Genomic DNA, 15544 nt, shown 5'->3' on the forward strand with positions numbered 1-15544 from the left:
TAGTTGGCTAATCAACTTTTAAATCGAAAAATTTTTCATCAATGGCATAATAAATTGAATAACACCCATCCCAAGTTTCATAAAGCTACCTATGTTACTAAACAAACCACCTGACCCAGCTGCGTTTTTGGCTGCACCTTGACCAAGCCCCCCCAGTAATCCACCTGCTGAACCCCCTCCAAATAATCCTCCAAGTCCTCCACCACCAAGAAGCCCAAGCATATTACCCAAACCACCAAAACTTGATATATGAGCTTTAGATCTAACTTTATTCCGTGGAAGCTTTTTGGTGCCTTTGAACCCTTGAAGAATGACTTGATTGACTTGCACTTCTTTCAGAACGCCATAATATAAAGAACCATCCTTGAGTACTACGCATACTGGTGTTCCTAGACTAGCTTTTGCTTGAGCGGCGATCGTCGGCGACGACTCATATTGTCCTTTCTGTCCTTCATTAACGCGGCCGTGTTTTCTTTTGGGTCGATGATAAGTTTTCATGCTGCGCACACATCCTTTTAAGAGTAGTCCCCATTCTTGCCATCATATGTTAAGAAGACAAGATCCGACTATGCTCCTCAGTAAATAATTCAAAGCTACTGGGAAAAGTTGTTTACAAAACGCCGTACGCATAAGCGAGTACTGATTTCTTTACAAATTCTGTTTCTCTAGTTCCATAATGGCATTCGGCAGTTCGTCTGCAAACCGATTCCAATCACCTTTCATTTCCTCATCTGATAATAAACAGGCGTCCAAAGATGCCACAATTTCGGCTCGATCCATTTCCAGGCCAATAAATACGACTTTGTTGATACGATCACCATAGGTGTCATCCCAATGCATGATTTGATCTGCATCCTCTTCAAGAACAGCCTCTCTTTCCGCATCGGGAAGTGCAGCCACCCAATATCCTGCGGGTCCGAAGCGAACAGAAGGTCCTGCTTGGCTCAGGTTCTGAGCATAATCATTTCGGGTTGCCAGCCACATAACCCCTTTGGCTCTTACGATTTCCGCAGGCCAGTCCTTCATCCATCCCATCAGACGCGAAGGCTCGAAGGGCCGGACTCTCTCATACACGAAGGAAGAGATGCCGTATTCTTCAGTTTCTGGCGTATGGACATCCTTCTCCATTTCCTTCATCCAGCCTGCGGATGTGCTAGCCTCATCGAAATTGAAGAGATGTGTGTTCAGAATTTCCTCACTCGCCACCTGTCCATGTATGGAACGAATAAATTTGGCTCTTGGCTGCAGCCTGCGGAGGACACCTTCCAACTCGTTCAGTTCATCTTCATCCAACATGTCACATTTATTCAGAATGAGGATATCACAGAATTCAATTTGATCGATCAGAAGATCCACAACTTCTCTTGTGTCATCTTCACCAACGGCTTGACTCCGGTCGAGAAGGGTTTCTCCTGAGGAATAATCCGTCCAAAAGCGGTAGGCGTCTACAACGGTTACCATGCTGTCCAAACGGCAAAACTGAGAGAGATCGATGCCTTGCTCCTCATCCAGATAAGTGAAGGTTTGGGCTACCGGCAGCGGCTCTCCAACACCGGTTGATTCAATAAGGATATAGTCGAATTGATTCTCTTTGGCGAGTCGCTCCACTTCCTTCAATAAATCATCGCGTAATGTGCAGCAGATACAGCCGTTAGACATTTCAACCAGACTCTCATTCGTCCGAGAAAGCCCGTTACCCTCCCGGATAAGTCCTGCATCGATATTGACTTCGCTTAAATCATTGACAATAACGGCAACTCGCAAGCCATCCCGGTTATGTAAAATGTGGTTTAACAAAGTTGTTTTGCCTGCTCCCAAATATCCGCTCAAAACCGTGACTGGAATTTGATGTTCTGACATTCGAATTCTCCTTTTATAGTAAATTTTACGATTTATGTGGATGCAACAAGCAAACCCAGGGTTTGCTACCTTATCTTTTATTCAATTTTTATTCATTTAGCGCTTTCTTTAATGCTTCCAGGTTATTGGTCATAATCCCGACGTAATCTAAGTTTCTCTTCTTCTCTTCATCCGTCAATCCTTCCAACGGGTTAAGCACCTCCGTTTTCGCATGGAGTTCTGTCGCAATGGTCTGGGCTACTTTCGGGTCCACTAGCGTCTCAAAAAAAATCGTTTTCACTTGGTTTTCTTTCGCAAATTGAATAATATCGGCCATTTGGGCAGGCGATGGTTCTTCTTCGGGAGAAAGTCCGGCAATTGGCACTTGAGTCAATCCATATTGTTTGGCTAAGTAGCCGAAAGCAGCATGCTGTGTCACGAAGTCTTTCTTTTTCACCTGTTCAAAGCTCGTTCGGTATGTGGTGTCCAATGCTTTAAGCTTCCCGATAAACACTTCCGCATTTTTACGATAATCCTCTTTGTTCGCTGGGTCAGCTTGAGACAAGCCAGCTGCAATGGACTCCACTTCTTTTTGCGCAAGCACCGGATCTAACCAAACATGAGGATCCATCATTTTACCCCCATCGGCTTCTTTATGGTCCTTTTCCTTGTGATCCTCTTCTTCCTCCGGCAGTCCTTCCATTAATTCAATGCCTTTGCTGGCTTCAACCACAACGCGTTTTTGATTGTCTGCACTCGACAGCGCTTGATCCACCCAGCCCTCCACGATTCCGTTGTAAACAAATACATCTGCATTCTTCACCTTTTTCATATCTTTGGCGCTAGGCTCCCAATCATGCGGCTCAGCACCGGCAGGTATTAAGGCAATGACCTCGGCATGATCACCGGCTACTTGCTTGGTGAATTCATACATCGGATAGAAGGTGGTTACTACATTAAGCTTCCCGTTGCTTGAAGAAGAATTAGCGGCACAGCCTGATAAAAGAAGCGTTGATAACGCAGTGAAAGATAATGATTTTGCTACCCAAGATTGTTTCATTTTCAATAATTCCTCCCGACAGGTATGAAATGATGCTTTACTTTTTTGATGCTTAAACCAACAAGCAAGACGAATAACAATAGGATGGCGATAGTTCCGCCAGGTGGTGTGCTCAGTTCATAAGAAGCCGTAAGCCCGGAAAACACGCCAAACAGTCCAATGCCCATAGCGATAAAAAGCGACGATGTGAAGCTAGGCGCAATGCGGATTGCCAGAGCTGCGGGAAGAACTATGAGTGCTGAAACAAGAAGCACACCCACGATAGGCATAGCTGCGGAAACAATCATACCGGTTAGAACGCTAAAGCCAAGCGTGATCCATTTCACCGGCAGTCCATTCGTTTTTGCCGTGTCTTCATCGAATGTAATTTGGTACAGCGGCCGGCGAAACAGAACGAAGAAAAGACAGCCGACTAAGGCAACGATGAGCATTAACAGAAGCTCCGTTTCATTCACGGCAACAACAGAACCAAATAAGTATGCAGAAAATCCTTTGTTAATACTTTGATTAAGACTCATGATAATAACGGCTGACGACAAACCGCCAACCATAATAATCGCGACGGAGATTTCACTATAGGATTTATAAGACCTCCTCACGTATTCAACCGCAATCGCTCCCAAGGTTGCTACTACAAACCCCGCTAAGGTAGGGTTGATGTGGAAATAGGCGCCACCCGCTACACCTGCTAAAGAGACATGAGACAGCATGTCAGCCATTAGCGCTTGTCTTCGCAGCATTAAATACACACCTAAAACCGAAGCGATAATGGCAATTAACCCACCAGCACAAAATGCCCGCTGCATGAAGTCGTAGTGCAGCATTTCCATCCGCCATCCTCCTTTCTCTCCAACTCAATAATCCGGTCGAGATAAGGGGCCACTTCGGCGAGACTGTGAGTGACCATAACAACGGTCCGCTGATGTACTCTCACTTGATGATGCATCAATTCATAAAATTCGAATCGACTATTCTGATCCATTCCCGTCGTCGGTTCATCGAGAACCAACAGATCCGGCTCTTGTGCAAGAGCTCTGGCGATGCATATCCGCTGCTTCTGGCCGCCGGAAAGTTCCCCTATTTTACGTTTACGCACATCCCACATACCTACTTGCCGAAGGGCTGTCTCTGTCAACCTGTCATCTTCCGCATTAAGCTTACGGAGCCATGATCCGCTGGTGTACCTGCCTGAACGCACAAACTCAAGTATTGTGCTTGGAAATCCACTGTTAAAAGCTGCAATTTGTTGAGATACGTACCCTACTCGCAAACTCTTCCCTTCTTCATTCTTAGGTGAAAGGAAGACACTTCCCTTCCATGGCTCAACCAAACCCAACATGAGTTTAAGCAGAGTTGATTTCGCTGCGCCGTTCGGACCCGTAACGACGACAAACTCGCCGGACTGAATCTCTACACTAGCATCTTGCAAGCAAGGAAGATCATGATATCCAAATTCCACAGCATGTAAAGCAGCAACTAACATAAAATCACCCCCTGTGTTTACATGTAATTTTTACGAATTAATCTGATAAAAAAGAAATGGTTTGCAACCAACTCATTCATATCGTACATAATTATGATGATTATTGCTCGTTAATCGTAATTATTACTTTTACAACGAGAAATATATCCTCTTTCGAAGACGATGTCAATAATAAATCTTTTGCCTTGCAGGGATCCCATTTATGTATTACAATTCAATTCGTAATAATTATCATTAAGGAGATTCTCCCCATGCCAAGTAACGTTTTTCGAATGAGTATGCAAGTTGTGGCCGCTATTTGTTTCCTTTTCATTGTCCTCATCTTTGTAAACAGAGATGTCTCCTCTCTGGCGTATGTCTTTCAAACCGACCAAATTCAATCATTTAAAACCATTTTTATCAGTATCCTGTTAGAAGCTATCCCTTTCATTCTACTTGGCGTATTGCTCTCGTCGCTGCTTCAAACGTTTGTGTCTGAGCAAGCCATCCGCAGGTTTATTCCAAAGAACCCTATCCTAGGTATTTTGTTTGCCTGTCTGCTAGGTATCCTTTTCCCTATGTGTGAATGCGGTATGATCCCTGTCGTACGAAGACTTATTCTCAAAGGAATGCCTGTCTATATTGCCGTCGTCTTCATTATAGCCGGCCCCATCATTAACCCGATTGTTTTTGCTGCGACATTCATGGCATTCCGTAATCACCCTGCTATCGCATATTCCCGCATGGGACTCGCTTTTGCCGCTGCTGTTATCATCGGACTTCTCCTCTATCGGTTTGTCCAAAGCAATCCGCTGCGCAATAGCCGTGTCAACGGGGAGGGGCATCACCATCACCATCATCACCACGGGAGCTTTTCAAGCAAAGTAAACTCCTTTTTCCTACATGCATCTGATGAATTTTTCGAAATGGGCAAGTACCTTGTGTTTGGGTCCTTGCTTACCGCCCTGATTCAAATTTTTATGCAGCGCGAAAGCCTGCTTGCGATTGGCCAAGGTCCAATTAGCTCTCATTTGTTTATGATAGGTTTCGCCTACATCCTTTCGTTATGTTCAACCTCTGATGCCTTCGTTGCTTCATCTTTTCAGACATCGTTTACATCCGGTTCTCTGCTCACATTTTTAGTGTTTGGTCCGATGTTAGATTTCAAAAGCACGCTCATGCTGCTCTCCGTCTTTAAAACCAAATTTGTCCTCATTCTCTCCGTACTCATTGTCATCACGGTTCTCACTTGTTCACTGCTATTTGAACATTTATTTTAAATTTTGCCAGCAAGGAGGAATGAACATGAAGCAAGTTCGAGTAATCTGTTTTCATCATTTCTTTCGCACCTTAATTTTGCTCGGTTTTTCTAGCTATATCGTAGTCCTTGCCAAATCAGACGCCCTCCAATTTTACATTGCGCCTCGAATGATGGGTTATGTGAAAGTGGCTTCCGTCCTGTTGTATATCTTTGCCTGTTATCAAGGTTATATGGCACTGCGTGCCTACTGGGGGAAACCGGTGGACTGTGAATGCGAGCAGCCTGTTTCACGCTCAGCTTTACGGAACACGATCGCCTATGGACTTCTGATTTTACCGCTGTTAATCGGTTTTTTGCTGCCTGATACAGCCTTGAGCAGTGCTATGGTTGCCGCCAAAGGAATGAATCTCTCCGCTGCCAAATCAGCGATAACGAAGCCAGGTGCACCCGCAAGTGAAACTGCGTCCAACCAAATGGCTACAGTGGCCCCCGCGCCTGCAATACCCCCATCCGTTTCCAATAATGAGACGCCGATTGCCGCGAAAACGGAGACCGATCTGCAGAAATTATTTCATGCCGATAACGAATGGGACGAAGACTTTTCAAAGATTGGCATGATTCTATACAAAAAAGACACGATTGTCGTAAAGCCGGAAATCTATATGGAAATTCTTTCTTCGATTGACCTATTCAAAAATAATTTTATCGGTAAAAAAATTGAACTCTCTGGATTCATTTACCGTGAAGACAACATGACAAATAACCAATTTGTCGTTGGCCGGTTTGCCGTTAGCTGCTGTTCTGCGGATGCAACCCCCTACGGCGTCATGATAGACTTCCCTACAGCCCAGACCTACCCCAAAGACATGTGGGTCAAAGTCACTGGCACGATTCAAAATGGCAACTACAACGGAAACGATATTTTCGTTATCAAAGCCACTCAAATAGATAAGATCACTGCACCAAGCTCGCCCTATGTGTATCCAAACTTTGAGCCCTTGAAAGAGCTTGATCACGAGGATTAAATAAGGAACCCCATTCCCTTATTTAGGCGAAAAGCGAAATTTCGTGGTTTGGAGGGGAACTACAGGCTCTTATTCAACCTCCATCGTCCGAATATGTGTCAAAATGACGAAATAGCGGAACCTCGTTCCCACTCCCTCACTCAGAGGGATGATTTTGACAAAATAGCGCCCTGCTGTTCCCCTATAAACATAACAATTACATGAAAAAAGTTCACTCTATGGGGAACAAGAGTGAACTTTAATTAGATCATGATTGGCTTCATGTTCATTATTCTAAGTTAGCATGCTTTCCAAACATGGTTGTCGAGTCATACCCCTTTTTCTCCATTAAGCGCAGTATGACGGCATCAAAAAATAACAATAGGGTCTGCTCAAATAAGGAGCCCATAGGTTGTATGGTGGAGTAATGGCTATTGGAGTTATCTTTGGGAGAGCCGGACAGTTTGACGGTGATGTCCGCCAACTGCCCGATGGATGATTCCGGAAAGATGGTCACAACTGCGACAGATGCCTGCAAGCTTTTGGCTTTCTCCGCCATGGATAAGAGACTTCTGGTTTCCCCGGAACCTGACCCGATGATTAGCATGTCGTTAGTTGTTACGTTAGGCGTAATTGTCTCTCCCACAACATATGCGTCAATTCCCAGGTGCATCAGTCTCATGGCAAAAGCTTTGGCCATCAAGCCGGATCGGCCCGCCCCAGCTAAAAAAACTTTCTGAGAAGCAAGAATTTGGTCTACAATTAGATCAGCTTGTCCTGCATCCAATCGTTCAGCTGCCTGTTGCAACTCCTCCAGGATTACAACTACATACTGATTCGTTTTCATAGGCCTTAAGCTCCTTGTTTGATCAATTTCTGCATCTCCGCGGCAGCGGCTTGCTTGTTTTCTTGTCCCGTAATGCCTCCGCCTACAATAACAAGATCCGGGTTTGCTTTAATGACTTCCGGGAGTGAACTTAATTTAATACCTCCGGCAATCGCTGTTTTGGCCTGTTTGACAACACGTTTGATCGTTAAAAGATCGTCAAATGAATTTTTTCCGACCGCTTGAAGATCATAACCAGTATGCACACAGATATAATCTACGCCCAGGGCGTCGATTTCTTGCGCACGTTTCTCCAGGTTTTTCACGGAGATCATATCAACCAAGATTTGCTTTCCTTGTTTCCGTGCTTCCTCTACAGCACCTTTGATTGTCATGTCTTCCGAGACGCCTAATACAGTAACTATATCTGCACCTGCCTCTGATGCTTTCATGACTTCATAACCAGCGGCGTCCATAATTTTCAAATCAGCCAGTACTTTCAAGTTAGGAAAGGCTTCTTTTATTTCTTTAACAGCGCGAAGCCCTTCATTAATGACAACCGGTGTTCCGATTTCAACGATATCTATATACGACTCCACTTCTTTCACCAATTGTTTGGCTTGTGGGATGTCGACAAGATCTAACGCTAATTGAAGTTCCATGGATGAGTCAATCCTCCTAATTTTGTTTTGTGTTGTTCACGGGACCTATTGTACGACGATACTTTCCGAAAAAAAAGTACGCACTATTTAGTGACGTAGTACCCATTTGGAAACCATGAACGACAAAAAAGACCTTCAACACGAAGTTAAAGGTCTTTATCCATTAAGCTTTTCATTATGTTAAAACTTCAACTCGCTCTTGGTGTTTCTGTCCCCAATCGGCCAACATGTGAAGCACTTCCTCCATGGTTCGGCCATATTCCGTTAAGGAATACTCGACTTTCGGCGGCACTTGAACGAATACGTTCCGATGGATAATGCCGTCATCCTCTAATTCACGCAACTGTTGGGTTAGCATTTTTTGCGTGATGTCAGGCATCCCTCGTTTTAATTCGCCAAAGCGTTTGACGCCATCCATCAGATGGCATAGAATGACCAGCTTCCATTTCCCGCCAATCACTTTCAAGGTCATTTCTACCGAGCTCTTAAATCGTTGATCTCCCATGGTTCGACTCCTTCGTATACGATTTGACGATTTGAAACTATCTTGCTTATAAGTAGGAACTTGCCGAATATTGCAATATCATTAATAATAAATGGCATAACTTGCAGTTGCAAATAAGTCTTTTTGACTGAAGCACCTGAATAGAACTAAAGGAGAGATTCTCATGACCTTACACAATCAAACCGCCATCATTACAGGGGCTGGAAAAGGAATCGGCAAAGCTACTGCCATTGCGTTGGCCAAAGAGGGCGTTAATCTCGGATTGGTGGCGCGGAGCCGTGCTGATCTCGAGTCCCTTCAACAAGAATTATCAAGTACATATGGCATAAAAGTGAGCATTGCCACCGCGGATATTTCAAACCGGGCAGAAGCAGGACGTGCAGTAGAAACTCTGATCAAGGAACTGGGGGCCCTCGATATCCTGCTCAATAATGCTGGAACGGCTCAGTTTGGCAAGTTGGTTGAAATGGATCCGGATCAATGGGAGCAAATTATTCAAACCAATCTGATGGGTACGTATTATGTGACTCGCGCCGCACTGCCAACGATGATTAGTCAAAATGGCGGAAGCATCATTAACATCGCTTCAACTGCAGGGGAACGGGGCTTTGCCACTGGTTCGGCCTATTGCGCCTCGAAATTCGCTGTGATCGGAATGACAGAAGCGCTTATGCAAGAGGTTCGCAAATCGAACATCCGTGTCACGGCGCTCACACCGTCTACTGTGAATACAGAGTTGGCAGCCAAAGCAGGACTGCCGATAGGCGATGAGGATCGCATGATGCAAGCGGAGGATGTCGCTGAACTGATCTTGGCTGCATTGAAATTGCCACAACGCGTATTCCTGAAAACGGCAGGAATTTGGACAACGAACCCGCAATAACAGCAAAGGGCTCCTATTGGATAATTTCCAATGGGAGCCCTTTATGGTTGAGGCGCGCAGAAAAATGAATTGAAATATGAATTTTTTTTAATGTTCAGACTAGACTTTACTCCAAGTCAGTCCGAGGAATTGGAATATGATAACTGGAAACACCAATTGACTCTAAGAGGTGACTACAGGTAGGGGTGCTGTGATGTCAATGAATCGAGCCAGAACGATAGGTAGTAAATGGGTTAAAACAAAAGTCCTCTTATTGAACAAAGAACTTCGCAAATTTGTACCGGATACAAAAATCTACAATCAAACAAACCTGCTTGCTATGTTAAATAAACATAAAATGGTCTATGTGAAGCCTACGAATGGCTCTGCCGGACATGGCGTTATCCGGGTGGAGAAAAGAGACAAATACAGCTTTCAATCCGGGCAAACCGCTAGATCTTTCCCAACGTTTCTAGGTTTATACACCGCTCTAAACAAATCCAAGTTAAACAGAACCTATCTGATACAACAAGGAATTCATTTATTGACTCATCAAAATCGAATCTTCGACATACGCATCATGGTACAAAAAAACGCTAAAAGAGCTTGGGAAACTACCGGGTATATCGGCCGAGTTGCTCATCCGCGCAAAATTGTGACGAACTTTCATAATAGCGGAAAACCGCTGCCTTTAGAGATATTACTGAGTTCCTACTTAAAAAATGAGAAAAAAAAGGATTATATTAAATCCTTGCAACATTTAGGTTATCAAATCGCAGCGCATTATCAGAAGGTTTATCCGGGATTTAAGGAAATCGGTATCGATATCGGAATCGATAAAAACTTGAAGCCATGGGTATTGGAAGTTAACACAGCACCAGATCCGTTTATTTTTAATCAATTAAAAGATAAGAGAATGTTTTTCAAAGTGCTGCGCTTTGCGCGAGGCAACGGCCGATTCATATCCGCAAAACGCAAGCAAGGATAAACGACTACTAATAAAACACCTCCAATCCCGCTGACTCAGTGGAATTGGAGGTGTTTTGGCTTTAGCGGGAGAATCGCCGCTGAAGAACCATCATCTTTGCTCCCATCAAGCCAAGGACGGTCATCCCTGCCGCGACAATGATCCACAAAGGATGATGGACATGTATATTTAAATGGTGCCAGAGTTTATCAAGTTTATGCCCCAGTAGAACAATGACCAAAATCCAAGCCAAAGCTCCAAAGTAAGAAACACACATAAATTTGAGATAACGCATTTTTGTAGCCCCTGCAATAAATGGCGCCGCATGCCGTAACCCTGCTACATAAAAGCCAATCAGAAGTAAAATAGAGCCATACTTTTTAAAATGATCTGCCCATTTTTCCAATCGGCCCTCGGAAATTTTGATCCATTTTGTCACCTTGCTGATCCGCTTCAACCCAATGCTTTGACCAAGCAGATAATTAAGTGTCATCCCTGCGCTAGCTCCAAGCCAGGCGAAGCCGATAATGCCGCCTACATGAAGATTAGCTTTAACCGCTATATAACCTGCACCTAATAGGATAATCTCGATCGGGATTGGTAAGCCAACGATTCCAACGAAAAGTACGACAACTATACCCGCATACCCGTAATGGCTGATTAACGTGATTATAGAATGATGATTCATCTTTCTTCACCTGCCTCGTATTGATCGTATCACAGGAATGATAATAGAGCATGAGAAGACGATTAGAAAAATTGATGCATTCCATGTTTTTTGTCAAGGTTTTTTAGCTCACCAGATTCTCATGGTTTTCTAATAATAGTCCTCAAAGCATGATTTGCACTAGTATTCCTCCACGGTTGGTAATCTATAGGTCATTCCGGATGTGGTAAGGTTATCCCAGGTGGAAGCCTAAAACACGATCCTGAAGGAGGATATCAATCATGAACAACATGAACAAGAGCCGCCTTAGTAAATCGCTATTAGGAATTACACTTAGTGTATCCTTATTTGCCTCAGCTAACCTTTTCGTGGGGCCGCAATCCGCACTTGCTGCGGGCAGCTCAACTCCAATAACAGCAGCTCCTGCATCGATGTCGGGGAAAGCAAGCAGTATTATCTCTACAGGTAAACAATACCTAGGCGTGAGATATGTATTTGGAACTCAGAAAGGCCGAACAAATTCCTTTGATTGTTCATCTTTTACGCAATATGTCTATGGCAAAAATGGGATCAATCTCCCTCGTTCATCTAGGGAGCAATCACAAGTAGGCACCTACGTTGCCAGAAATCAGCTTCAACCTGGAGACCTTGTCTTTTTCTATTCTCCTATTCATCATGTCGGTATTTATATGGGGAATGGTAAGGTCCTGCATACGTATGGCAGTCCTGGAGTTACGATATCCGATATGAACTCCGGTTGGTGGAGTAAGAACTACAAAACAGCCCGCCGTGTTATTAACTAAAGCTTACTACCACATAGTTTAACTATTTGGTCCTCTTTTCATCCCTCCCACAAAGCACAAAGGGGCTTTCATTAGGTCGTCTGACCTTTTGAAACAGCCCCTTTTTCGTATGTAACCCATTTATATGGCTTTGCTTTCTTCATGATCCGCCCTTTTTCCGGGAATAATAAGAATATGGTCTAAGATGAATTGCTTTTCGACTGATGTTAGATTCGACTGATAAATCAGATGCTGCACTTTTTCTTCCAACTCATCAATCGTCTTTAAAAAATCGTCTATACTCTCATCCATCCTACTCTGGCCTCCCATTCCTAAATCGATAGCGAAAATGATTGATTATTCATCGTAAGCATCATATCTGATACGATGTGTTCAGCAGCTTGGCTCCGGTGCATTGCTTTCATCCGTTCCTCTATTACTTGATGTAAGCCTGGATTCCTTATTAACCTGTTAATTTGATTGGCCAATTCTTCTAAATGAATAGAAATCGAAGCCACTCCGCGACTAGAAAGGTATAGAGCGTTTTCCTTTTCCTGTCCGCCATAAGGCTTATAAATGAAGATCGGCAGTTGTTGGACGATTGCTTCTGTCAGCGTTAGTCCTCCAGCTTTTGTTACAATACAAGTTGCCTGAGACATCCATTCATGAACATTGTCAACAAATCCAAGTATGGTCACTCCCTTAACAGCAGCAAATTGGTCCCTCAGTCTTAGCAGTAACTTCTCATTACGGCCACAAACAACGACCAATTGGCAATGATCCAAAGCTGCTAATGAGTTCAGCATTTCCTCCATATAGCTGTTGACGCCACGATCGGATGCCATAATAAGAATAATGTTCTTTTTGTGCCTAGGGATGCTTTTCTCCCGTGTAAACTCTTGCCGTACGGGAATTCCACTAACCTCCACGCGCTCCTTATTAAAACCTCTGAAAATGATTTGCTGTTTCAACTCTTCCGTAGCCACATAATATTTATCAACATTCGGATGCAGCCATGTGGCATGTAAAGCATAATCCGTAAGTACAGTGAAATTCATAATGTTAAGTGAGCTGCACACTTCTGGGGATGCGCCGAATGGAAAGGTATTCACAACGACATTAGGGCGTTCTTTATGAATTAACTCCCTCAATTTCTTTTTGCCAAGATAATTCATGGATCTTTGGAATAGCGCGGTCCGTTTGGATTCGCGGGTTAAGTAGTAGCTCCAGCCATAATAATCTAGACCGATTCGTGAACTTTTTGTACTTTGGTTAACAAGCGATGTTGTAATTAAATTGATGAGGGGATGGCCTTCTTTCATAAGATCAACCACCTTGACATGCTCAACACCTTGCTTCAAGAATTGCTGCTGCAGCGCTTTTGAAGCTTGAATATGCCCATTGCCATAGTTGGCAGTTAAAATTAATACTCTAGGATTCACACTCATGCTTAAGAGAAACCACCTTTCATCGCATGCATTTATAAGCGAAACCGATAGCCGGCTCCCCAAACAGTTTCAATGAATTGAGAGTTGGATGGATCCATTTCAATTTTTTCTCTTAATTTACGGATGTGGACCGTCACAGTCTGCGAATCTCCCATCGCGTCTAATCCCCATATGCGTTCAAAGAGGTGGTCCTTGCTATACACACGATTCGGATTCATGGCTAAAAAATAAAGCAAATCAAATTCCTTCGTGGTCAGGCTAATTTCTTGCTCATGAACGAAAACTCGGCGAGAACCGTAATCAATTAAAAGTCCGTGTATGCGAATTTCTTCCTTACTTTCTTTCGTTCCAATTAAACGCTCGTATCGCGCCAAATGCGCTTTGACTCTAGCAACAAGCTCTCCTGGTTTAAAAGGCTTCGTTATATAATCATCAGCCCCCAGGCCAAGGCCGCGAATCAAATCAATATCCTCTTTTTTTGCGGTAACCATCAGGATCGGGATTTGATATTTCTCGCGTATTCGTTTGCATACTTCAAAACCGTTTACTAACGGGAGCATGACATCCAGAATGATTAAATCATACTCTCCGCTGAGTCCCAGCTTCAAACCCTGCTCGCCATCCGTCGCGATATCTACTTGATAACCGCTGACTTCCAAGTAGTCTCTTTCAAGTTCAGCAATAAGCTGTTCATCTTCGACAATTAATATTTTTTTCATTCAGTTTCACCGTCTTTGTGCCTTCTGAGAGGCAAATTGATCGTGATACAAGTCCCTTCGCCTTTCACACTTTGCGCCGATATCATACCTCCATGACCCTCAATCATTTGTTTCGAGATGGCTAACCCCAGACCGCTCCCGCCGTTGTTACTGTTTCTGGATGGATCCGCCCGGTAAAAACGGTCAAAAATATAAGGCAGCGCCTCGGCATCCACACCTGCACCGTTATCAGAAATCTCAATGACGACTTGTGCTCCGGCTGATCTTGCATGCAAAGTAATTTGCTTCTCTGTTTTATTCATATATTTCAAGCAGTTGTCCACAATATTAGAAAAAACGCGTCTCATTTTATCCCGGTCAATCGAAACCTGAATCTCCTGTTGTAACGCGATTTCCGACTTATAATGAACGCCTTGTTTGCTAAGTTCAAAATCTAGTTCTTCCGACCAATCTGCTATAAATGAGGCGAAATCAACGACTTCAAAATTAAAAGGTACTCGTTTTAAATCCAATTTTGAATACAGAAACAATTCATCGATTAAATGATCCATCTCTTCTGCCTTGGACGATATGATTTCAATGTATTTTCGCTTCTTATCTGCGGTATCGGCAATTCCGTCACCTAACCCATCAATATAGCCTCTAATGGCTGTAAGCGGCGTTCGAATGTCGTGAGAGATGTTAGAAATCAGCTCTTTGCGATTTTCTTCATATTGAATTTGCGTTTGAATGGATTCATGCAATTGTTTGCGCATCTGTTCAAAGGCTATGCTGAGTTGACCGATTTCATCCTTACTTGTGATCTGAACCTGGAATTCCAGGTCGCCTGCTTGAATTCTTTTCATGGCATTCTTTAACTTCCGCAGCGGCTGAATAATGTTTCTAGAAACAAAATAAGTGAGTAAAGTGTGCGTAAGAATCAGGATGATAAGTAATGTAATAAAAAGACTTGGGAAAAACTTTTGCATAAAATTAACAATCGGATTCACTGTCGTTACAATGAAAACACTTCCTGGTTGTTGTTCGGAATCATAAAAATCGAAAGAGTTAATTTCCAATAATTCTTTCCCAAATCGCTTGGCATCTTCTCGTTCCGGATGTCCCGGGTGTTTGAAGACAGGCAGCTGCTCAAGTACACTTGACCCTTGCAAGGTTGGAGAAACATAGACAAGTGTATTATTTTTACGTACAACCAGCTTTGAATTATTGGACTGCAGCTCTTGATCAACATCTGCTAAATATGCTGACTCTACTAGGATCGACGGATTTTTCTCTGAGGTTCGCTTCATTTCCTTCATCGTATGTTCCACATTCTGATTCTCAAATAGCCCAACACCTGTATGCAATTGATCTCGGATGCTTTGGAAGTCGCCGCGAAAAACAACGACTAATAGCACAGCCGTAATCATCATCATGACGAGCGGAATTAGGAGCATGGCCGCGTAGGAAAGCAATAATTTAAGACGAATGGACATGAGTT

At 43.5% G+C, this 15544-nt stretch carries 18 protein-coding genes; 5 read left to right on the forward strand and 13 right to left on the reverse strand.

Annotated features, from left to right (window positions below; genetic code table 11):
- Positions 1-18 precede the first annotated feature (18 nt).
- From J2Z65_RS28405 to J2Z65_RS28425, 5 genes are all read right to left on the reverse strand, one after another.
- On the reverse strand, positions 19-498 hold the full coding sequence (locus J2Z65_RS28405) for a hypothetical protein (protein ID WP_167066631.1): 480 nt from the start codon (positions 496-498) through the stop codon (positions 19-21).
- Positions 499-648: 150 nt separating this feature from the next.
- Positions 649-1860: a GTP-binding protein gene (locus J2Z65_RS28410; protein ID WP_167066670.1), complete on the reverse strand. Its 1212-nt coding sequence runs from the start codon at positions 1858-1860 to the stop codon at positions 649-651.
- Between the two features lie 88 nt (positions 1861-1948).
- Positions 1949-2899 (reverse strand): metal ABC transporter substrate-binding protein, encoded by a 951-nt coding sequence (locus tag J2Z65_RS28415; RefSeq protein WP_167066673.1) that lies wholly within the window; start codon positions 2897-2899, stop codon positions 1949-1951.
- Positions 2900-2901: 2 nt separating this feature from the next.
- Entirely contained in the window at positions 2902-3729 is an 828-nt protein-coding gene (locus J2Z65_RS28420) for a metal ABC transporter permease (protein WP_167066676.1), read from the reverse strand.
- Positions 3675-4382 carry a metal ABC transporter ATP-binding protein gene (locus tag J2Z65_RS28425; RefSeq protein WP_167066679.1) on the reverse strand — a complete coding sequence of 236 codons (708 nt, stop codon included), beginning with the start codon at positions 4380-4382 and terminating at the stop codon, positions 3675-3677. Before J2Z65_RS28425 ends, J2Z65_RS28420 begins: the two co-directional genes overlap by 55 nt.
- Before the next feature lie 251 nt (positions 4383-4633).
- Between J2Z65_RS28425 and J2Z65_RS28430 the strand changes: the two genes are divergently transcribed.
- Both J2Z65_RS28430 and J2Z65_RS28435 read left to right on the forward strand, forming a co-directional pair.
- Positions 4634-5641, forward strand: a complete 1008-nt coding sequence (locus tag J2Z65_RS28430) for a permease (RefSeq protein ID WP_167066682.1) — start codon at positions 4634-4636, stop codon at positions 5639-5641.
- Positions 5642-5666: 25 nt separating this feature from the next.
- Complete coding sequence (locus J2Z65_RS28435) at positions 5667-6647, forward strand: TIGR03943 family putative permease subunit (protein WP_167066685.1); 981 nt, start codon at positions 5667-5669, stop codon at positions 6645-6647.
- Positions 6648-6915: 268 nt separating this feature from the next.
- On the opposite strand, the gene hxlB is transcribed toward J2Z65_RS28435, so the two are convergent.
- The 3 genes from hxlB to J2Z65_RS28450 form a co-directional block, all read right to left on the reverse strand.
- Entirely contained in the window at positions 6916-7473 is a 558-nt protein-coding gene (hxlB, locus tag J2Z65_RS28440) for a 6-phospho-3-hexuloisomerase (protein ID WP_167066688.1), read from the reverse strand.
- Positions 7474-7478: 5 nt separating this feature from the next.
- Positions 7479-8114 carry a 3-hexulose-6-phosphate synthase gene (hxlA, locus tag J2Z65_RS28445; protein ID WP_167066691.1) on the reverse strand — a complete coding sequence of 212 codons (636 nt, stop codon included), beginning with the start codon at positions 8112-8114 and terminating at the stop codon, positions 7479-7481.
- 175 nt (positions 8115-8289) lie between these two features.
- Positions 8290-8619 (reverse strand): winged helix-turn-helix transcriptional regulator, encoded by a 330-nt coding sequence (locus J2Z65_RS28450; protein WP_167066694.1) that lies wholly within the window; start codon positions 8617-8619, stop codon positions 8290-8292.
- A gap of 163 nt (positions 8620-8782) precedes the next feature.
- Between J2Z65_RS28450 and J2Z65_RS28455 the strand changes: the two genes are divergently transcribed.
- Together J2Z65_RS28455 and J2Z65_RS28460 are read left to right on the forward strand one after the other, a co-directional pair.
- On the forward strand, positions 8783-9502 hold the full coding sequence (locus J2Z65_RS28455; RefSeq protein WP_167066697.1) for a 3-ketoacyl-ACP reductase: 720 nt from the start codon (positions 8783-8785) through the stop codon (positions 9500-9502).
- Between the two features lie 193 nt (positions 9503-9695).
- A complete protein-coding gene (locus tag J2Z65_RS28460; protein ID WP_240160020.1) occupies positions 9696-10469 on the forward strand; it encodes a YheC/YheD family protein in 774 nt (257 codons plus the stop codon).
- 61 nt (positions 10470-10530) lie between these two features.
- Here J2Z65_RS28460 and J2Z65_RS28465 read toward each other — a convergent pair whose 3' ends face one another.
- Positions 10531-11136, reverse strand: coding sequence for a DedA family protein (locus J2Z65_RS28465; RefSeq protein ID WP_167066700.1), 606 nt, complete (start codon positions 11134-11136; stop codon positions 10531-10533).
- A gap of 260 nt (positions 11137-11396) precedes the next feature.
- Between J2Z65_RS28465 and J2Z65_RS28470 the strand changes: the two genes are divergently transcribed.
- A complete protein-coding gene (locus tag J2Z65_RS28470) occupies positions 11397-11918 on the forward strand; it encodes a C40 family peptidase (RefSeq protein ID WP_240160021.1) in 522 nt (173 codons plus the stop codon).
- Positions 11919-12038: 120 nt separating this feature from the next.
- Here the strand turns inward: J2Z65_RS28470 and J2Z65_RS28475 are convergent, their stop codons facing one another.
- From J2Z65_RS28475 to J2Z65_RS28490, 4 genes are read right to left on the reverse strand one after another with little or no spacing between them, the layout of a single operon-like run.
- Positions 12039-12209, reverse strand: a complete 171-nt coding sequence (locus J2Z65_RS28475; protein ID WP_167066705.1) for a hypothetical protein — start codon at positions 12207-12209, stop codon at positions 12039-12041.
- A 20-nt stretch (positions 12210-12229) separates the two neighbouring features.
- A complete protein-coding gene (locus tag J2Z65_RS28480; protein WP_167066708.1) occupies positions 12230-13345 on the reverse strand; it encodes an MGDG synthase family glycosyltransferase in 1116 nt (371 codons plus the stop codon).
- Between the two features lie 32 nt (positions 13346-13377).
- Entirely contained in the window at positions 13378-14064 is a 687-nt protein-coding gene (locus J2Z65_RS28485) for a response regulator transcription factor (RefSeq protein ID WP_167066711.1), read from the reverse strand.
- On the reverse strand, positions 14061-15539 hold the full coding sequence (locus J2Z65_RS28490; RefSeq protein WP_209856194.1) for a sensor histidine kinase: 1479 nt from the start codon (positions 15537-15539) through the stop codon (positions 14061-14063). Before J2Z65_RS28490 ends, J2Z65_RS28485 begins: the two co-directional genes overlap by 4 nt.
- Positions 15540-15544 lie beyond the last annotated feature (5 nt).

Source organism: Paenibacillus aceris (assembly GCF_017874035.1).
GTDB lineage: Bacteria > Bacillota > Bacilli > Paenibacillales > NBRC-103111 > Paenibacillus_E > Paenibacillus_E aceris.

Excerpts from the sequence above, each read along its gene's own strand:
- J2Z65_RS28405 (WP_167066631.1), bottom strand. The coding sequence starts at position 498 with ATGAAAACTTATCATCGACCCAAAAGAAAACACGGCCGCGTTAATGAA.
- J2Z65_RS28450 (WP_167066694.1), bottom strand. The coding sequence starts at position 8,619 with ATGGGAGATCAACGATTTAAGAGCTCGGTAGAAATGACCTTGAAAGTG.
- J2Z65_RS28430 (WP_167066682.1), top strand. The coding sequence starts at position 4,634 with ATGCCAAGTAACGTTTTTCGAATGAGTATGCAAGTTGTGGCCGCTATT.
- hxlB (WP_167066688.1), bottom strand. The coding sequence starts at position 7,473 with ATGAAAACGAATCAGTATGTAGTTGTAATCCTGGAGGAGTTGCAACAG.
- J2Z65_RS28480 (WP_167066708.1), bottom strand. The coding sequence starts at position 13,345 with ATGAGTGTGAATCCTAGAGTATTAATTTTAACTGCCAACTATGGCAAT.
- J2Z65_RS28410 (WP_167066670.1), bottom strand. The coding sequence starts at position 1,860 with ATGTCAGAACATCAAATTCCAGTCACGGTTTTGAGCGGATATTTGGGA.
- J2Z65_RS28490 (WP_209856194.1), bottom strand. The coding sequence starts at position 15,539 with ATGTCCATTCGTCTTAAATTATTGCTTTCCTACGCGGCCATGCTCCTA.
- J2Z65_RS28455 (WP_167066697.1), top strand. The coding sequence starts at position 8,783 with ATGACCTTACACAATCAAACCGCCATCATTACAGGGGCTGGAAAAGGA.
- J2Z65_RS28435 (WP_167066685.1), top strand. The coding sequence starts at position 5,667 with ATGAAGCAAGTTCGAGTAATCTGTTTTCATCATTTCTTTCGCACCTTA.
- J2Z65_RS28470 (WP_240160021.1), top strand. The coding sequence starts at position 11,397 with ATGAACAACATGAACAAGAGCCGCCTTAGTAAATCGCTATTAGGAATT.
- J2Z65_RS28465 (WP_167066700.1), bottom strand. The coding sequence starts at position 11,136 with ATGAATCATCATTCTATAATCACGTTAATCAGCCATTACGGGTATGCG.
- J2Z65_RS28460 (WP_240160020.1), top strand. The coding sequence starts at position 9,696 with ATGTCAATGAATCGAGCCAGAACGATAGGTAGTAAATGGGTTAAAACA.
- J2Z65_RS28485 (WP_167066711.1), bottom strand. The coding sequence starts at position 14,064 with ATGAAAAAAATATTAATTGTCGAAGATGAACAGCTTATTGCTGAACTT.
- hxlA (WP_167066691.1), bottom strand. The coding sequence starts at position 8,114 with ATGGAACTTCAATTAGCGTTAGATCTTGTCGACATCCCACAAGCCAAA.
- J2Z65_RS28425 (WP_167066679.1), bottom strand. The coding sequence starts at position 4,382 with ATGTTAGTTGCTGCTTTACATGCTGTGGAATTTGGATATCATGATCTT.
- J2Z65_RS28420 (WP_167066676.1), bottom strand. The coding sequence starts at position 3,729 with ATGGAAATGCTGCACTACGACTTCATGCAGCGGGCATTTTGTGCTGGT.
- J2Z65_RS28475 (WP_167066705.1), bottom strand. The coding sequence starts at position 12,209 with ATGGATGAGAGTATAGACGATTTTTTAAAGACGATTGATGAGTTGGAA.
- J2Z65_RS28415 (WP_167066673.1), bottom strand. The coding sequence starts at position 2,899 with ATGAAACAATCTTGGGTAGCAAAATCATTATCTTTCACTGCGTTATCA.